A 17,962-nucleotide genomic window follows, 5' to 3' on the forward strand; every position below is an offset into this window, starting at 1 on the left:
CACTAGGCCGGGACGACGTTGCGCCTACCCCGCCAGATACCGCTCATAGCTCCCCGTCACCGGCTCGCTGGCATCGACCTCGGGATCGAGGGTGTAGAGGTCCTGCGCGCGGCCGATGCCGCGCAGCGCGTAGCGGCCGGTGGAGACGAGATAGCGCCGGCCGGCGGCATCCAGGCCCTTGTAGAACTCCGCTGATGCCAAGAGCTCGCGATCGACCGAGCGGCTCATCGAGGCGATGCGGCTGACCTCGTTCACCGTCGGGCCCACCACCGTGAAATCGAGCCGGTCCTCGCTGCCGATATTGCCGTAGAAGACCTCGCCGACATGCAGGCCGATATAGGCGGACGTGGTGGGACGGCCGTCGGCCGCCCGGCGCGCGTTCAGCGCCGCGACGTTCTGGCGGGACAGATGCTCGGCGCGGAGCGCGGCGCGGCGCGCAGCTGCCATGTCGTCGCCGGTGAACATCGCGAGCACACCGTCACCGATCAGCTTCAAGACGTCGCCGCCGGCGTCGTGGATCGCATCGATCACCGCCTGCGCATAATCGTTGAGGAACGGGATGATCTCGTCGGGGCCGATGCTCTCGCTGATCCCGGTCGAGCCGCGCAAATCCGAATACCAGAGCACGGCGTTGATGCGCTCGGTGACGCCGCGCGAGATGCGTCCGCGCAGCACCTGCTCGGAGGCGTCGCGGCCGAGATAGACGCGGCCGAGCGTGCGCGCGATATCGACCTGCTGCGCCGACTTGATCGCAAGTCCCAAGACCGGCACCAGATCGCGCAGCGCCTCGAGCCCGTCTTCGCCAAAGCCTTCGGGGCGGCGTGTGGTCCAGCAGGAATACAGGCAGTCCATCAGGCCGAGCGCGCCGTTCTCGCCGAAGCGGTGCACGAAGGCGAGATAGTGCTTGTGGCCCTTGTCGGCGAGATCGCCGATCTGCGAGAAATCCAGCGACGGCGCATCGGCGAGATCGATCACCATCTCGTCGTGGCCGTGCTCGAGCATGTGGAAGAACACCGAACGGCGCCAGCTCTTGGCCGCGTCGCCCTCGGCGGTCGAGCCGTATTCGAAGGCGTCGCTCTCGTTGCTGGGACGGTCGCTCCAGCGGAAGCCGCGGCCCTCATAGATCGGATGCAGCGTGTCGATGACGACGAGTCCGCGCGAGAGTTCCAGCCCTTCGGCGCGGCAGCGTTCGCAGAACCCGCGGAGCAGTTCGTTTTCGGGCAGGCCCGTGAGCCCCTGGCCGGTCAGCCAGTTCATCAGCGCGAGGCGCGAGGTCAATTGCATACGCCATTATGGCGTGCATTCGTGACGAACGAAAGGCCGCGCACGGAGCGCGTGCAATGAGTCTCCCGCCCGCAGCAGGTCGAATATGCCGCAGGCGCTGTTGACGCACCCTCGCCGCGGGCTGCAAATGCGGCCGATGACCCCGCCGATCAGACATACCGGAATATGAGCCAGCGCCAGCTTCCGATCATCCTGGCGCTCGGCACCACGCAGACCCTGGCCTGGGCCTCCAGCTATTATCTGCCGGCCCTGCTCGCCGACCCCATGGCGCGCGACCTCGGCGTCTCCTCCAACTGGATCTTCGGCGCCTTCTCGGCCTCGCTGGTGATCTCGGCGATGCTCGGCCCGCGCATCGGGAGGCAGATCGATCTCGTCGGCGGACGGCAGGTGCTGTCGGCCTCCAACCTGACCATCGCCGCCGGCCTCGTACTCCTTGGGTTGTCGCAATCCGTTCTGGTGATGGCGATCGCCTGGCTCGTGCTCGGCATCGGCATGGCGATGGGCCTCTACGACGCCGCCTTCGCCGCGCTCGGCCGCATTTACGGCACCGAGGCGCGCAGGCCCATCACGGGCATCACGCTGATGGCGGGCTTTGCCTCCACTGTCGGCTGGCCGCTCACCGCCTGGGGCCTTGCCCATATCGGCTGGCGCGAGACCTGTTTTGCCTGGGCCGCCGCCAACATCCTCATCGGCCTGCCGCTCAACTTCTTCATGCTGCCCGCGATCAAGGGCGCAAGACAGGCGGCGGCGACGGCCGAGAAGCCACATCTGCCGCTCGACCGCACCATGATCCTGCTCGCCTTCGTCTTCGCCGCGGTCTGGACCGTCACCGGCGCGATGGCGGTGCATTTCCCGCGCATCGTCGAGGCCACGGGCGCGACGCATGTCGAGGCGATCGCGGCCGGCGCGCTGATCGGCCCGGCGCAAGTGGCGGCACGCATCCTCGAAGCCGGCGTTCTGAGCCGCTTTCATCCCTTATGGTCGACACGGCTCGCCTCGCTCACCCATCCGATCGGCGCTGCCGTCGTCGCCATCTTTGGCGGTGCCGCCGCGAGCGCCTTTGCGCTGTTCCACGGCTCGGGCAACGGCATCCTGACGATCGCCCGCGGGACGCTGCCGCTGTCGATCTTCGGCCCGAAGGATTTCGGCTATCGCCTCGGCATCATCGGCGCGCCGGCGCGGATGGCGCAGGCGGTGGCGCCGCTGGTCTTCGGCCTGCTGATCGACGTCATGGGCGCCAAGGTGCTGATCGTCTCATCCGCGCTCAGCCTCTCGGCGCTGGCGGCGCTTTTCCTGATCCGCGCCGAGCGGCGGCCGGATTGACCGCATCGCCGCTTTCGCGCACAAGCGGGCCATGACCGACGACAACACTCCGCCCCGCTCCTTCAAGGGCCTTTTGCGCTGGGCGACCACGCCGCCGCAGGCCTGGGGCGTCTATCTCCTCGCCCTCCTGCTGGTGTGGCTGGTCTCGTTCTATGCCGGCTCGCTGAAGCCGAAGAAGACGCCGGAGGCGAGCCCGCCGGCGGCCACGGTGCCGAAGAGCTAGGCCGGCTTCGTCTCGCCGGTCGCGATCCAGATGCCGGCGAAGACCGCGACGAGCCCGATCAGAAGGTTCGCCGTGATCGGCTCGCCGATCAGCAGCGCGGCCAGCAACGTGGCGGCGATCGGATTGACCGTCATCGTGTTGGCGACGCGGGTCGGTGTCGCCCGCGCCAGCGCCATGACCCAGAGGATGAAGGCGAGCGCGCCGCCGCCGGCGCCGAGATAGATGCCCGCGATCCACTGCGCCGTGGTGAAATGATCGAGCGCCGCAAAGCTACCCTTCACGAGACCTGCGAGCACCAGCACCACGGCGCCCGCGCCCATGCCGACCGTGAGGAAGCCGAGCGCGCTCGAGCGCTGCATCAGCGGTCGCGACAAGACGTTGTAGAACGCCATGCAGAACACAGCCGCGGTCATGATCAGCTCACCGCGCCACGCTCCCGGCGGACTTTGCGCCAGGCCCGCGGCGAGCGCCGCCGCCACGCCGAGCACGGCGATGCCCACACCCATGATCTTGCGCGCGGTCAGCCGCTCCACGCCGAGGATCGCGCCGACCACCATGGTGTGCAACGGCAGCGTCGCCAGCGCGAGGCTGGCGCGCGCCGCGGTCGTGTAGGACACCGCGATATTGTAGAGAATGAAGAAAATGCCGAAGAAGCAGATGCCGAGCAGCGCCACAGCCGGCCAGTCGGAGCGCTGTGGCCAACGCACACCGAGCAACAGCGCGCATGGCAGCAGGCAGAGGAAGCCGATCCCCCAGCGCAGGGTCGCGAGCAGGACCGGATCGGCGCCGGCGACGAGATAGCGCGTGATCGCCGCGGCGGTGCCGCCGATGCTGCTCGAGACAAGCGCGATCGCAACCCCGAGCCACTCCCCCACGACCGTCTCCTATGCCGGAGCTTATGCGGGCGGCTAGCACATCCCTGCTGCCATCGGTGTGGCAACAGGGGCTTGCGCGAAGCTAGTCGTAAAACTCCGGCGCCATCTTCTGGCTGTCGCGCTGGGCCTTGTCGTGGTTGATCCAGAGCTGCGCTTTCTCCTTGGCAAGGGTGTCGGCGATCTTCTGCATCGAGGCCGCGGTCTGGTCCTTGCTGACGTTCATGCTGGGCACGCGGCGGTTGTCCCAATTGTCTTTGAAGTGCACGGCGTCGCCGGAGAGGACCACCGCGCCGGTCTTGGGCAGCTTCACCAGCAGCGACTGGTGCCCCGGCGTGTGGCCGGGCGTCGACAGGATGGTTACGCTGCCGTCGCCGAACACATCCTTGTCGCCCGCGAGTTGCTCGACCGGGTGCGAGGGCTTGAAGCGCGGCTCGTTGTTGGCCCCGGGCCAGTCATATTCGGCCTTCTGCACGTAGAGCGTGGCCTGCGGGAACAGCTCGACATTGCCGGAATGGTCCGGGTGCGTATGCGAGACGGCCATGGCCTTGATGTCGTCGGGCTTGACACCGAGCTGGTCGAGCTGGGCGGCCAGCGTCTTCGGCCGCCGCCAGGTCACGGCCTTGGGATCGGCGGGCGTAAGACCATTGGGCATGGCCGCGACGGAGTCCGCGATCCCGGTGTCCCACAGGAACCAGCCCTTGGCGTGCTTGACGAGGTAACAGCTGTCGACGAAGTCCATCGTCTTGCCCTCGTTGATGCCGGGCGTCCAACGCGAGATGTCGCCGGCAGTGCCCTCGCCGCAATTGAGGACGTAGAGCCTTTCGACGCCGCTCCTCTCCGACTGCGCCATCGCGGCATGACTGGACAAGGCGAGAGCGACGGCGAAAGCAAGCTTGATCCTGGGCATCATCCCTGGTCCTCCTTGGCAAGCGTTTGGGAAGCTGCGACCGGGGATCAACCCCGGCCGCGCCACAGAATTCCGCATCCGCCGATCACATCAGTGCGGACAGGTCTCGACTTCGACTGTGACGTGGCTGAGGCCCTTCAGCCCGGCGAGCCGCTTCTTGTAGACGGCTGGCTGCTTCGGCTTGTCCGACACTACGGACACCAGCACGGCGCAATGACCGGGGCCGACCTGCCACAGATGCAGATCGGTGACACGATCCTCGCCGACCTCCATGCGGGCCCGGATCACCCGCTCCAGCGTCTCGTCGGCGCGGACGTCGAGCAGGACCGCGCCCGACGACTTGATCAGGCCGAACGCCCAGCTTGCGATCACGGCGCTGCCGATCAGGCCCACGGCCGGGTCGGCCCAGACCCAGCCCGAATACATCGCGACCACAAGGGCGCCGATCGCCAGCACCGAGGTCGCTGCGTCCGCCATGACGTGGACGTAAGCCGCGCGAAGGTTGTTGTCGTGATGATGGTGGTGGTGATCATGGTCGTGGTCATGATCGTCGTCATCGTGATGCGCATTGCTGTGGCCATGATCGTGGCCGTGATGATGATGGTCGTGGCTATCGCGCAGCAGCCACGCGCTGGCGAGGTTGACGCACAGCCCCAGCGCGGCCACCGCGATTGCCTCGCCGTAGACGATCGGTACCGGCGTGATCAGCCGCAGCACGCTCTCATAGGCGATCTCGACCGCGATCAGGCCAAGGATGATCGCGCTGGAGAAGGCGGCGAGATCGCCGAACTTGCCGGTGCCGAAGGTGAAATGCGCATTGCCCAGATGCCGGCGCGCGAAGCGGTAGGCGAAGGCGGCAATGCCGAGCGCGGCCGCATGCGTTCCCATGTGCCAGCCATCGGCCAGAAGCGCCATCGAGCCGAACAGCGAGCCGGCCACGATCTCGCCGACCATCATGACCAGCGTCAGCACGACCACGAGCCAGGTGCGCCGCTCGTTCTCGTCGTGCTTCTCGCCGAGGAAGGCGTGATCATGGGTCCACTGTTCAATGGAGTGGGAATGCATCGAATTCTCCAGAAGATTCAGGTCTCGAGGACACTATAGACCCGCGGCCGCCGATTTTCTAAGGCCCAAACGTCCCGCGGATTGACAGTTCCGCTTAGTTTAGCTGTAATCAGCCCATGGGGATTTGAGCGATCTCCCCACGAGGCGACATGCCCAAGTATCGCGTCCCGTTTAGTTCCTACGAGGACGCTCAACATGTCTACTTTCACGACCATATCATCCGATAAATTGGCGCGCCTGATCGGCACGGCCAATGCACCTGTCCTGATCGACGTCCGCACGGAGGAGGATTTTGCCGCCGACCGGCGGCTGATCCCCGGCTCCATCAGGCGCAGCCACGAGAACGTGACGGACTGGGGCGGCGAGTTCGCCGGCCGCCGGGCCGTCGTCTCGTGCTTCCGCGGTGAGAAGCTCGCGCAGGGCACGGCGGCCTGGCTCCGCCAGCTCGGCGTGGAGGCCGAGACGCTGGAGGGCGGCTTCGAGGGCTGGAAGGCGGCCAAGCTGCCGCTCCTCGACACCCGGAAGCTGCCGCCGCGCGACGCGCAGGGGCGCACCGTCTGGGTCACGCGGGCGCGGCCGAAGATCGACCGTATCGCCTGCCCCTGGCTGATCCGCCGCTTCGTCGATCCCAACGCGGTGTTCCTCTACGTGGCGCCGTCCGAGGTGGTCGCCGTTGGCGAGCGCTTTGGCGCAGCCCCCTTCGACATCGAGAACGTGTTCTGGAGCCACCGCGGCGAGCTCTGCACCTTCGACGTCATGATCGAGGAGTTCGGGATTGCGACGCCGGCCCTGCTCCGGCTCGCGACGCTGGTGCGCGGCGCCGACACCGCGCGGCCGGATCTGGCGCCGGAGGCACCGGGCCTGCTCGCGGCCTCGCTCGGGCTGTCGCGGATGTACGATGACGATCTCGAGCAGCTCGAGGCCGGCATGCTGCTCTACGATGCCTTCTACCGCTGGTGCCGCGACGCCACCACCGAGACCCACAACTGGCCGACCAACAAGGTGAAGGCGTAATGGATATTCGCAGCCTTCAAACGGGAGCTGATGCCGGTCACGGCATCAGCTTCAACGAGGCCTTCCGCGTCTGGCTTCGCGTCGCCTGCCTGAGCTTTGGCGGGCCCGCGGGCCAGATCGCGGTGATGCACCGCATCCTGGTCGAGGAGAAGAAGTGGATCTCCGAGGGCCGTTTCCTGCATGCGCTGAACTACTGCATGCTGCTGCCGGGACCGGAGGCGCAGCAGCTTGCGACCTATGTCGGCTGGCTGATGCATCGGACCGCCGGCGGCCTGATGGCGGGCGGGCTGTTCGTCCTGCCCGGCATCATCGCCATCATGGCCCTGAGCTACATCTACGCGGCTTTCGGCAATGTCAGCTTCGTCGAGGCACTGTTCTTCGGCCTCAAGGCCGCCGTGCTCGCCATCGTCGTCGAGGCCGTGGTGCGCGTCGGCAAGCGCGCGCTGAAGAACCGCATCATGATCGCGCTCGCTGCGATCGCCTTCGTCGCGATCTTCTTCTTCGCCGTCCCCTTCCCGATCATCATCATCGCCGCCGGCGTGATCGGATATATCGGCGCAAGGCAAGGCCGTCCGGAATTTGCCCCGGCCGGTCACGGTCCCGGCGGCAGCAGCGCCGCGATCGACAGCATGCTCGGCGAGGCCGTGCCCGATCACGTCAAACCCGACACCGGCCGCGCGATCCGCGTGGGCGCGCTGTGGCTCGCGCTCTGGCTGGTGCCCGTGATCGCGCTGCTCGCAGCGCTGGGACAGGCCAACGTGTTCAGCCAGATCGCGCTGTTCTTCTCGAAGATGGCGCTGGTCACCTTCGGCGGCGCCTATGCGGTGCTGGCCTATGTCGCCCAGCAGGCGGTCGAGCATTATCACTGGCTGAAGCCGCACGAGATGCTCGACGGCCTCGGCATGGCCGAGACCACGCCGGGCCCGCTGATCATGGTGCTGCAGTTCGTGGGCTTCATGGCGGCCTATCGCGATCCGGGCGGACTGTCGCCGATGGTCGCGGCAACCTTCGGCGGCCTGCTCGCAACCTGGGTCACCTTCACGCCCTGCTTCCTCTGGATCTTCGTCGGCGCCCCCTACATCGAGCGGCTACGCGGCAACACAGGCCTTGCCGGCGCGCTCAGCGCGATCACCGCCGCGGTCGTCGGCGTGATCCTCAACCTCTCGATCTGGTTCGCGCTGCACACCCTGTTCCGCGAGACCGCGCCGGTGCACGCCTTCCCGTTCGCGTTCGACCGGCCGGTGCTGACCAGCGTCGATATCCCGGCGCTGCTGCTGGCGATCGCGGCGGCGACCGCCATCTTCCGGTTCAAGCTCGGGATGCTGACGGTGCTGGCGGGCAGCTGCGCGGCGGGCGTGGCGCTACGGCTGGCGGGGGTCATTTAGGAAGTGTAGCGCCTCCATTTTCACCGCCGGACGGACGTGAGCGGCAGCATTCTCGGCATGTGTGGGGCGCATCACCGACGTTAACCCTGTCGGTAAATGATCCGTCGTGAGCCGGCCGCCCGCCGACAAGTTGCCTTATTGGAGCGGAGAATTTTCAGCAGCACTAACGCAGGTTAGAGGCGCATTATGCTGAGAATGGCGTTGTTGGGCCTCCTGATCCTGCTGACTGTAGGAATGCTGTCGGCCATGGAGCTGAGAGCTCCACCGCGTCGCGCAGCCGCGGTCGCCGAGCAAAAAACAGACATTTCCGCTTCACATGGCGCGCTGGCGAAAGCTGATCGCCTTGAAATTGTTGCTGTGAGCAGCGAGACGCCGACGCAGGCTGCTGTGGTTGAAGACCGTGCCGCTCCCCCGGAAGACATCCATATTGGTTCGTCCGAGCCGAAGCCGATTGCCCGTCATCGGCACAATTCGAAGAAGATCGCGGCCGCTGAACGTCCCAAGCCGAAGCCAAGAGCAATCGCTATCAAGCAAACCGCCAATTTCCAGCGTCCAAAGGCCGCCAGCAATACCGAGCCCTGTCGGCTCAAGGCGTTTGGCGGTTTGCTCAAGGCGCTGAATCTGACCGGTTGCGAAATCTGAGTATCCCTCTGGGGCGTGGCCCCGTCGACCGTTATCCGTCGGGCAAAACAGAGAGGTCAAACTCGGGCGACATGCGCCGCGAGAATGCGAACGCTCGCCCGCTGTTTGAAACCTGTAGCGGAGCGATGACCTGTCTAGCCTCACTCTCGGTGTCATCGCCCGGCTTGACCGGGCGATCCAGTACTCCGAGATGGTCGTGATCGAGAAGAGAGGCCGCGGCGTACTGGATGCCCCGGTCAAAGCCGGGGCATGACACTGTCGTTGTCGCGCTACCGCATCATCATCCGCGCAATCGCCTCCCCGATCACCACGGTGGTGAAATGGGTGTTGGCGCGGCAATCGGACGGCATGATCGAGGCATCGGCGACGCGCAGGCCGTTGATCCCTTTCACGGTGCCATCGGGGTTGACCACGCCATCGGCGTCGCCAGCGCCGCTCATGCGACAGCTGCCCGCGGCGTGCTGGATGTCGCCGGTCTCGCGCCGCAGCAGCGCATCGAGCTCGTGATCGGGCAGGTTAGCTGCCTGCGGCAGCGTCAGGTCGGTGTCGGTCAGCCTGATCCAGTCGGCGATGCCTGATAGCGCGGGCTGCGAGGTGATCACGGCCAGCCGTTTCACCGCATCCATCATCCGCAGCATGTCGCGGGGATCGGCCAGCATGTTCTCCTCGACGACAGGATCGATCGCGGGATCGGTCGAGGCCAATTTGAGCGTTCCACGCGAATAGGCGTTGAACAGCCCGGCGCCGATCGCGCCGGGCACGCCGATGCCGCGATGATTGAACGCGATCAGGATCATGTCGCGCTTGCCGCCATTGGCGAGGCCCGAGGAATAGGTCACGCAGCAATTGGTGTGGCGGGTATCCGGATCGCTCGGCCGCAGGTTCTCGCGGAGCTGGATGGTGGCGCGAAACAGCGGGTGGTCGAAGAAGTGGCGGCCGACCGGCAGATCGCGCTCGACCGCGATGCCCATCGCCTTCAGCTCCCCTGCCGGGCCGATGCCCGAGCGCAGCAGGATCGCCGGACTGTGGATCGCGCCGGCGCACAGCACGATCTGACGCGCGCTGATCTCGTGGGTGCCCTGCCCCTCGACATGGACCCGGACGCCGGTTGCCCGTCCGTCGCTGATCAGGACACGATCGACCAGCGCGTGGCCGCGGATCTCCAGATTGGCGCGGCCGCGCGCGGGCTCCAGATAGCCCTCATTGGTGGTGATGCGTCGGCTGTCGCGGCTGTTGATGGGATAGCAGGCAACGCCCTCACCATCGGGACCGTTGAGGTCGGCGCACCATGGGTAGCCGCTGGCCAGCGCGGCATCGCGCAAGCCGCGATCGATTGGGCCCCATTTCTCGGGCGGCGCGCGGTAGACCGGGAGCGGTCCGCCACTGCCGTGGCCTGCGGCGTCGCCGAACTCCAGATCGTCCTCGATCACGGAGAACAGCGGCATCACCTCCTTGGCCGACCAGCCGGTGCAGCCATTGGCGGCCCATTCGTCGAAGGCATCCGCAACGCCGCGGATCGCGATCTGGCCGTTCATCATCGACGAGCCGCCGAGCCCCTTGCCGCGCCAGTAGAAGCGCGGCTCCTGCCCCGCCACGCGGCGTGTCAGAAGATCGGGCCATTGCCATTTTTCCTGATATTCGCGCTTGTGGATGATCGGAATCGGATTGGGCGTCCTCACTTCCCAGGGCGCTTCATCAGCGCGCCAGTCGAGACCGGCCTCTAACAGCAGCACGCGGCGTGCGGGATCTTCGGAGAGCCTTGCGGCCACAGCGGCGCCGGCGGAACCGCCGCCGACAACAATGACATCGTACATCGCGTTACTTCTCAACGTTCCAGAACACGGGGATGGCGGACGGTATCAGACCGCGCAGAGTGGCGCGATAGGCCGCCGGCTGCGCGAACTGCCCCCACGGGATCGCGGGCGCTTGATCGTACATGACGGCCTGGATCTCGCCCGCGATCTTCTTGCGGTCCTCCTCGGCCGGCGCCTTGGCGAAGGCTTCCATCAACGGCGTAATGCGCGCATCGCATTGCCAGCCGGTGAAGTCGGCGCAGTTGAAGGCGACCATGACGTTGGTCAGCGGCGAGCCGAGATCGAAGCCGCCGGCGTGAACGCCGTAGACGCTCCAGCCCTCCTTCTTGGCGCGGCGCGCCAGCACGCTCGCCCAGTCCATCACCTGCAGATCGACGTTGAAGCCTGCAGCCTTCAGCCGCTCGGCCAGCACCTGCGCCGAGACGCGCGGAGCTTCGAGATCGTTGGCCTCCATGACGACGACGGGCTCGCCGGCATATTTGGTCGCCTTCAGCGCAGCCTTCGCCGCTTCGATTGACGGCTTGGCGGCCGCTTCCGTGCCGGCCTTGCTTTCATAGGTGGTACCGCAGGTGAAGTAGGTCGCGCAGGGCGTGGCGTATTTGGCATCGAGGCCGAGCGCATCCAGCACTTCGCGCTGATCGACCAGCTTCCACAGCACGCGCCTGATCTCGGGATCGTCGAACGGTTTCGACGCGGCGTTGAGGCGATAGGCGCCGGCGAACATGTTGCCGCCGGTGAAGTTGACGAGTTTGACGCGCGAGTTCTTCTCCAGTTGCGGCAACAGATCGAACGGCGCGTATTGCATGAAGTCGACCTCGCCGGCCTGGAGCGCAGAGGCCGCGGTCGCGCCATCGGGAATGACGCGAATCTCGAGCGTGTCGACGTTGACGCGCTTGCCACCGGCGAGGAAGTCGGCGGGCTCGGGACGCGGCACATAGTCGGCGAACTTCTTCAGGATCATGCGGTCACCGGTGCGGTGATCGGCCTTGCTGTAGACGAACGGACCGGAGCCGATGATCTCGGTGATGCGCTGGTCGCCGGGCGTTTTCGCGATGCGCTCGGGCATCATGAAGGCGACCGGGCTGACGGGATTGCCGAGCGCGTCGATGACGAGCCCGGACGGCTCCTTCAGCGTCAGCACGAAGGTCTTGGCATCGGACGGCTCGAGCGAGGCCGTGATCGCGAAGATGCGGCGGCCGAGTGCGCTGCGGGTGCCCCAGCGGCGCAGCGAGGCCACGCAATCGGCTGATGTGACCGGCTGGCCGTCATGCCATTTCAAACCGTCGCGCAGCGTGAAACTGTAGGTCAGGCCATCGGCCGAGACTTTCCAGTCCTGCACCATCTGCGGCTTGATCTCGCCCTTGGAGTCCTTCGCAAACAGCGTGTCGAACACCATGTAGCCGAACGTGCGCGAAATATAGGCCGTGGAGAAATGCGGATCGAGCGTGACGATTTCCGCCTCGAGCACCGCGACGAGATTGCTCGCCGCATGCACGGGCGCCGCCACCAGCGCGAGGCCGAACAGCGCCGGAATGAAAGCCTTCAGTTTGAACATTGGGTTGTTTTTGCCTTTTGACCAGCCGTTTGCAGTCGCCAGGAAAAAGCAATGTTCGTGCCCGCACGTATGCGCTCACGACTATCTGCCACGCGTTTGCGCCACACTCACTGTCATCGCCCGCGAAGGCGGGCGATCCAGTATTCCAGAGACGGCTGTGATTGAACCGATGGGCCGCGGCGTACTGGATGCCCCGGTCAAGCCGGGGCATGACACCGTTGTTGTGGCAACAGTTGCGGCCAGCGCCCCCTACCCGATCACCTTGCCGAACTTGTTCGACTTCGGGAAACCCTTCGGCGGCAGGCGGCCGGCGTCGGCGCGGGTGCCCTGCCACTCCGCGAGCTCCTTCATGGTCGCGCTGAACTCGCGGCCGGCGGAGTCCTTCCAGGTCAGGCCGGCCTTGGCGTCGAACACGGCGACGTCGGAGAGGCCGCCGTCCTTGTACTTCTGCAGCCGCACGCCGCGGCCGCGGGCCATCTCCGGCACCTGGTCGAGCGGGAAGACCAGCATCTTGCGGTTCTCGCCGATGACCGCGACGGTGTCGCCGAGCACCTCGGTGATCGCGCGCGCCTCGTTCGGCATATCGACGTTGAGAACCTGCTTGCCCTTCTTGGTGGTGCCGACGCAATCGTCCTCGTTGACGACGAAGCCCTGACCCTCGTGGCTTGCGATCAGGAACTTGCGTCCGCCCTTGTTGACGAACAGCGCGACCGGCGCCGCCTCCTGCTCGAGGTCGATGAACAGGCGGATCGGTTCGCCGTGGCCGCGGCCGCCCGGCAGCTTCGCAACGTCGAGCGAATAGAACTTGCCGTTGGTGGCGAACAGCAGCAGCTTCGAGGTCGTCTCGGCGAAGAAGGCGAAGCCGAGCTTGTCGTCCTGCTTGAAGGCGAGCCCCGAGAGATCCTCGACATGCCCCTTCATGGTGCGGATCCAGCCCTTGTCGGACACGACGACCGTCACCGGCTCACGCTCGACGAAGGCTTCCTCGATCGCGGCGAGATCGTGCTCGGGCGCATCCGCAAAGGTGGTGCGGCGCTTGCCGAGCGGCGTCTTCGGTCCGAACATGTCGCGGACCTTGCCGACCTGCTCGCCGACCTTCTTCCACTGCTCGGCTTCGGAGGCGAGCACCGCGTTGATGCCCTTGAGCTCGGCACGGAGGTTCTTGTCCTCGGTGCGGATCTCCATCTCCTCGAGCTTGCGCAAGGAGCGCAGGCGCATGTTGAGGATGGCTTCCGCCTGCACCTCGGTGAGCTTGAACGCCTTCATCAGCTCGGGCTTCGGCTCATCCTCGGTGCGGATGATCTTGATCACCTTGTCGATGTTCAGATAGGCGATCAGGAAGCCGCCGAGGACTTCCAGCCGGTGCTCGATCTGCGCCTTGCGGAAGTTGCTGCGGCGGATCAGTACGTCGCGCAGATGGTCCAGCCATTCACGCAAGCACTCCGCGAGCCCCACGACCTTGGGAATGCGGCCCTTGATCAGCACATTGAGGTTCAGCGGAATCTTGCTTTCGAGCTCGGTCAGCCGGAACAGCGATTCCATCATCAGCGCGGGGTCGACGTTCTTCGACTTCGGCTCGATGACGAGGCGAACGTCTTCGGCGGATTCGTCGCGGACCTCGCCTACCAACGGCAACTTTTTCTGGTCGAGCAGCTCGGCGATCTTCTCGACCATCCGCGACTTCTGAACCAGATAGGGAATCTCGGTAACGACGACGACCCAGGTGCCGCGCGCGCCCTCTTCCTGCTGCCATCTGGCGCGGACACGGAACGAGCCCCGGCCCGTGGTGTAAGCTTCAGCGATGGCCTGCTTGGAATCAACGCAGATGCCGCCGGTCGGGAAATCCGGGCCCTTGACCCACTTCAAGAGCGACTTGGATTTCGCGTCGGGCTTCTCGATCAGATGCAGCGCCGCGTCGCAAAGCTCGGCGGCATTGTGCGGTGGGATCGAGGTCGCCATGCCGACCGCGATGCCTTGCGCGCCATTGGCGAGCAGGTTCGGGAAGCCGCCGGGCAACACGACCGGCTCTTTCGACTGACCATCATAGTTGGCACGGAATTCGACGCCGTCCTCGTCGATGCCTTCGAGCAGAAGCCGCGCGACGTCGGTCATGCGCGCTTCGGTGTAGCGGTAGGCGGCCGGATTATCGCCGTCGATATTGCCGAAATTGCCCTGGCCGTCGACCAGCGGGTAGCGCGAGGAGAAATCCTGCGCGAGGCGGACCATGGCGTCGTAGATCGCCTGGTCGCCGTGCGGATGGAACGAGCCCATCACGTCGCCGACGATCTTTGCGGACTTCTTGAACCCCGTGCCGGGATCGAGCCGGAGCAGCCGCATGCCGTAAAGGATGCGCCGGTGCACCGGCTTCAGGCCGTCGCGCGCGTCCGGCAGCGCGCGGTGCATGATGGTGGACAGCGCATAGGCGAGATAGCGCTCTTCCAGCGCTTCCCGCAGCGGCACCTCGTGGATTTCGGCCGGCTCTTCCGGCGGAACTATTCGTTTGCCCATTAGGCCTTTACTTTCAAAGACTTACGGTCAAGCTTCGGGCTGATCGCCCAGAAACGTAGCCAATTCTCCCCCGCTGGGGCGCGATTCGGGCGGATATATAGCAGGCTGGGCAGCGACATGCGCCCCCTGCCCTGTCTCAGGGCCGCGGCGCGAGTTATCCACAGGGCGCCTGCCGACGCTCCAGGCGGTATGGGGCGCCGGTCGCGTCGCAATGACCGCAGAGGCCGCGATGGTCCGGGCATTTATGCGACGGTCGAAAGATAGAGCTGCGTGTCAAAGTAGTCCGATGCCCGGACTGGGCTCGTGACTCCGGCATCTGCCATGAAGAAGTCGCTGACCTGCTGGAGCCACTTCACGACAGTGCCGTCCGAATAGAGGCGCCGCCATTCGCGCGAGGAATAAAGCTTCTGCGCCTTGAAGGCCTCAGTGATGTCGTCCCGGCCCGACTGCTGATAGTGGGACCGCTGCAAGGCCTCCGCGGCCGCCGCCGGATTGCGGACCATGTGATCGTTGGCATCCGTCCAGGCCCGGATGATCCGGCTGAGCACCTCCCTGTTCTCCGCATGGTAATTGCTCATCGCGGCCCAACCGCCCAGCACGGCCGATTGCGGATAGAAGGCGGACGCATCCACCAGCTTGATTGCCTCGGGCAGCACCTTACGCACCGCGATATTGAACGGCACCCAGAGCGCCACGGCAGGAACGTCGCCGGCAATGAACGCCTGGACCGCGGCGGGCATGCTGCGATTGACGATCTGAACCTCGGACGGATTGATGTTGTTGGCGCGCAGCGCCCTGTCGAGAAAGATGTGCGCCGTGGTCTTCGTGGTCGTCGCGATCCGTCTCCCCCTGAGGTCGGCGAAGGTCGTGACGCCGAGCGTCGGCCGGACCCAGAGTTGCGCGGTCGCCACCTCGATGTCGTTGATGAGAAAGCCCCGGCCCTGGCCAAGCGCAAGATAATTCGAGATGACGCCACCAGCCGAAACGACATCGACCCGGCCCTTCCCCATCGCCTCGAAGACCTCGGGTCCGGTGCTGAACTCGTGCAGTTCGAAATCAATTCCCTCGCGGTCGAACGAGCCGCGATCGAGGCCGGTCCAGATGTGCCCATCCACGGCAACCACGTGGAGATAGCCGAGCCGCACTCTGCTGCGGGCCTGCGCAAGAGCCGGTGCGCCCAGCGCCGACATGGTGGCCAGGGCCGCGCCACGATGCAGCAACCGTCGGCGGCTGATGGCGCCGGCGCTCACGCCGCCTCACCCGGATTCTGGGCCGCCGCGCGGAGTCGCCGGGCGTGAAACTGCGCGATGCCGTCCGCGGGATAATCGAGCAGGAAGCCGGCGAGCCGGACCCGGGCCGTCTCGACCGCGCCGTCCTGAGCGATCAGCGTGAAAACCTCGTCCCAGCGCCGGCACATCGTGATTTCGGCCTCGTTCGCCTGCATGAGCTCGCTGCGCAGCTCGCTGACCTCGATCGCCTCGGCAAATCCCTTGGGTCTGATGCTGTCGACACTTCGGAACAGAAACGCCTGCTCCGCACGGGCGCGAACGGCCGCGCTGGCCAGCACGCGCGTGCCGTAATTCTTGTTCAGCCCTTCCAGCCGCGAGGCCAGGTTGATGGTGGCGCCGAGCGCGGTGTAGTTCATCCGGTCGCTCGAGCCGATGTTGCCGACCACGGCATCGCCGACGTGAAGGCCGAAGCGCGTGTGGTAGGGCGGCCAGCCTTCGCGCCGAAATTCCCCGTTGAGCGCTTCATTCGCCACGACGCATGCCAGGACGGCGCGGCAGGCATTGACGGTGTGATCAGGGTCATCGGCGGGCGCATTCCAGAATGCCATCACGGCATCGCCGATATATTTGTCGATCGTACCCTGGTGCCGCATGATCTCGTCCGACAGCGCGGCGAAGTAGCGCGAGGTGTGGATCATCACCTGCGACGGGTCGGCCCGTTCCGTCTTGGCGGTGAAATCGGCGACGTCGGTGAACAGCACCGTCACCTCGCGCCTGGCTCCGCCGAGGCTGAGCGAGGAGCCGGTCTCGATCAGCTGCCGCACGATCTGGCGCGGGATGAAGCTGGCAAAACTGCGGACCACGCTGCGCATGGTGAACACCGAGCGACCGAGCTCCTCGATCTCGGTGATGACGGAATGAACGCGCGGCCGCTCCGCGATCTCAAAGCGCTGGATCTCGTCGGTCTGCTGGACGATGTTGCGCAGCGGCCGCGCCATCAGCGATCCCAGCCAGAACGCGAACGGCAGCGTGGCGCCGACGAAGGCGAGCGCCAGCGCGAACAGCGTGCGGCGCTCGCGGATGATCTGCGCGTAGAATTCGTCGAGCGGCGCGATCATCGCGAGGCGAACATTGGCGGAGCCCGTCGTTTCAAGCTTGTGGACCGCGGCGACATAGGTGCGCCCCGACGCGCCTGTGAAGAATTGCTGGGCCGGCCCGCCCTCGCGCCAGGAGCGAATGATCGGCACGAGGCCCGGCAGCTTGAGCGCGCCGACCTGCGGCAGGTCGTCCTGCCGCTCCGGAATCTCGGCCATCAGGCGGTTCATCTCGGGATGGCCGACGATCCGCTCGGTGTCGTTGAACAGGAAGGCGAGGCCCGACGGCCCGAGCTTCTGCTCCGCCAGCATGTCCTCGAAGCGGTTGAGCAGCACGTCTCCGGCGACGACGCCGCGCCGTCCCTCCTTCAACGGCGTCCGCAGCGTGTAACCGGGTTCGCCCGTGGCGTAGAAGACGTAAGGGCCGGTCAGCAGCGTCTTGTCGTTCCTGAATGCCTCGACATACCAGGGCCGCTGACGCGGGTCGTAGCCCCTGGGTCCTGCGACCTCGGCGACCTGGATGAGGTTCTCGGACAGATATTGGGTCACCGGTGCGGCTCCCGCCGTACGCGAGATCACCACAAGCCTGAAGGCCGCATCCTGATCCACATTCAGGCTCGTCCTGAAGGCGGCCCTGGCGCGATCGATCACGTCCATCTCGATGAATGAACCATCCTCATAGCCCACATAGAGATTGAAGAGCTGCGGATTGTTGCGCAGCATCGCCGCCATCAGGCTGTAGAGCCGCGAGTTATCGGCGATGTCAGCCTCCTGGATCGACGGCAGGCCGGACAGGATTTCGAGATTGTCGCGCACGTTCTTGAACTGCTCATCGACGTGGTCCGCGCCCAGTTGAGCCACCTTCTCGATGAAGCTGCTGGCTGCCTTCTGCGTGATCACCGTCACGCGTTCGAAGCTGAGATAGACCAGCGTCAAGCCCACGATCAGCACGACGGCAACGAACACCGTGATGATCGATGTCTGAAAGCCGATGCGGAATGCGCGCTTTGTGGTTTGATCTCCCGCCATCGAGCGACGCCGGCG

At 65.8% G+C, this 17,962-nt stretch carries 14 protein-coding genes; 5 read left to right on the plus strand and 9 right to left on the minus strand.

Annotation, left to right across the window (positions count from 1 at the left end):
* Window positions 1-24: 24 nt before the first annotated feature.
* A complete protein-coding gene (locus tag JQ592_RS07480; RefSeq protein WP_211402222.1) occupies window positions 25-1,284 on the minus strand; it encodes an adenylate/guanylate cyclase domain-containing protein in 1,260 nt (419 codons plus the stop codon).
* A gap of 165 nt (window positions 1,285-1,449) precedes the next feature.
* On the opposite strand from JQ592_RS07480, the gene JQ592_RS07485 reads away from it, so the two are divergent.
* Both JQ592_RS07485 and JQ592_RS07490 read left to right on the plus strand, forming a co-directional pair.
* The gene (locus JQ592_RS07485) at window positions 1,450-2,607 is read left to right on the plus strand and encodes an MFS transporter (RefSeq protein WP_211402223.1); all 1,158 of its coding nucleotides are present in this window, start codon (window positions 1,450-1,452) and stop codon (window positions 2,605-2,607) included.
* A 31-nt stretch (window positions 2,608-2,638) separates the two neighbouring features.
* The gene (locus JQ592_RS07490; protein WP_211402224.1) at window positions 2,639-2,830 is read left to right on the plus strand and encodes a hypothetical protein; all 192 of its coding nucleotides are present in this window, start codon (window positions 2,639-2,641) and stop codon (window positions 2,828-2,830) included.
* On the opposite strand, the gene JQ592_RS07495 is transcribed toward JQ592_RS07490, so the two are convergent.
* The 3 genes from JQ592_RS07495 to dmeF form a co-directional block, all read right to left on the minus strand.
* On the minus strand, window positions 2,827-3,705 hold the full coding sequence (locus JQ592_RS07495) for a DMT family transporter (RefSeq protein WP_211402225.1): 879 nt from the start codon (window positions 3,703-3,705) through the stop codon (window positions 2,827-2,829). The genes JQ592_RS07490 and JQ592_RS07495 overlap by 4 nt on opposite strands.
* Window positions 3,706-3,787: 82 nt before the next feature.
* On the minus strand, window positions 3,788-4,615 hold the full coding sequence (locus tag JQ592_RS07500; RefSeq protein ID WP_211402226.1) for an N-acyl homoserine lactonase family protein: 828 nt from the start codon (window positions 4,613-4,615) through the stop codon (window positions 3,788-3,790).
* Between the two features lie 87 nt (window positions 4,616-4,702).
* Window positions 4,703-5,677, minus strand: a complete 975-nt coding sequence (dmeF, locus tag JQ592_RS07505; RefSeq protein ID WP_211402227.1) for a CDF family Co(II)/Ni(II) efflux transporter DmeF — start codon at window positions 5,675-5,677, stop codon at window positions 4,703-4,705.
* A gap of 195 nt (window positions 5,678-5,872) precedes the next feature.
* On the opposite strand from dmeF, the gene JQ592_RS07510 reads away from it, so the two are divergent.
* From JQ592_RS07510 to JQ592_RS07520, 3 genes are all read left to right on the plus strand, one after another.
* A complete protein-coding gene (locus tag JQ592_RS07510; RefSeq protein ID WP_211402228.1) occupies window positions 5,873-6,691 on the plus strand; it encodes a chromate resistance protein ChrB domain-containing protein in 819 nt (272 codons plus the stop codon).
* Entirely contained in the window at window positions 6,691-8,076 is a 1,386-nt protein-coding gene (gene chrA, locus JQ592_RS07515; RefSeq protein WP_211402229.1) for a chromate efflux transporter, read from the plus strand. Before JQ592_RS07510 ends, chrA begins: the two co-directional genes overlap by 1 nt.
* Window positions 8,077-8,262: 186 nt before the next feature.
* Window positions 8,263-8,718 (plus strand): hypothetical protein, encoded by a 456-nt coding sequence (locus JQ592_RS07520; RefSeq protein ID WP_211402230.1) that lies wholly within the window; start codon window positions 8,263-8,265, stop codon window positions 8,716-8,718.
* A gap of 269 nt (window positions 8,719-8,987) precedes the next feature.
* Here JQ592_RS07520 and JQ592_RS07525 read toward each other — a convergent pair whose 3' ends face one another.
* From JQ592_RS07525 to JQ592_RS07545, 5 genes are all read right to left on the minus strand, one after another.
* Window positions 8,988-10,532 carry a GMC family oxidoreductase gene (locus JQ592_RS07525; protein WP_211402231.1) on the minus strand — a complete coding sequence of 515 codons (1,545 nt, stop codon included), beginning with the start codon at window positions 10,530-10,532 and terminating at the stop codon, window positions 8,988-8,990.
* A 4-nt stretch (window positions 10,533-10,536) separates the two neighbouring features.
* Window positions 10,537-12,087 carry an ABC transporter substrate-binding protein gene (locus tag JQ592_RS07530; RefSeq protein ID WP_211402232.1) on the minus strand — a complete coding sequence of 517 codons (1,551 nt, stop codon included), beginning with the start codon at window positions 12,085-12,087 and terminating at the stop codon, window positions 10,537-10,539.
* Window positions 12,088-12,336: 249 nt separating this feature from the next.
* On the minus strand, window positions 12,337-14,595 hold the full coding sequence (gene parC / locus JQ592_RS07535; RefSeq protein WP_211402233.1) for a DNA topoisomerase IV subunit A: 2,259 nt from the start codon (window positions 14,593-14,595) through the stop codon (window positions 12,337-12,339).
* A 242-nt stretch (window positions 14,596-14,837) separates the two neighbouring features.
* Window positions 14,838-15,785 (minus strand): ABC transporter substrate-binding protein, encoded by a 948-nt coding sequence (locus JQ592_RS07540; RefSeq protein ID WP_211402534.1) that lies wholly within the window; start codon window positions 15,783-15,785, stop codon window positions 14,838-14,840.
* Between the two features lie 56 nt (window positions 15,786-15,841).
* Window positions 15,842-17,947, minus strand: a complete 2,106-nt coding sequence (locus JQ592_RS07545) for an adenylate/guanylate cyclase domain-containing protein (RefSeq protein ID WP_211402234.1) — start codon at window positions 17,945-17,947, stop codon at window positions 15,842-15,844.
* Between the last annotated feature and the right edge of the window lie 15 nt (window positions 17,948-17,962).

Origin of the sequence: Bradyrhizobium iriomotense, assembly GCF_018129405.1 — a bacterium.
In the GTDB taxonomy this organism is placed as follows: Bacteria; Pseudomonadota; Alphaproteobacteria; order Rhizobiales; family Xanthobacteraceae; genus Bradyrhizobium; species Bradyrhizobium iriomotense_B.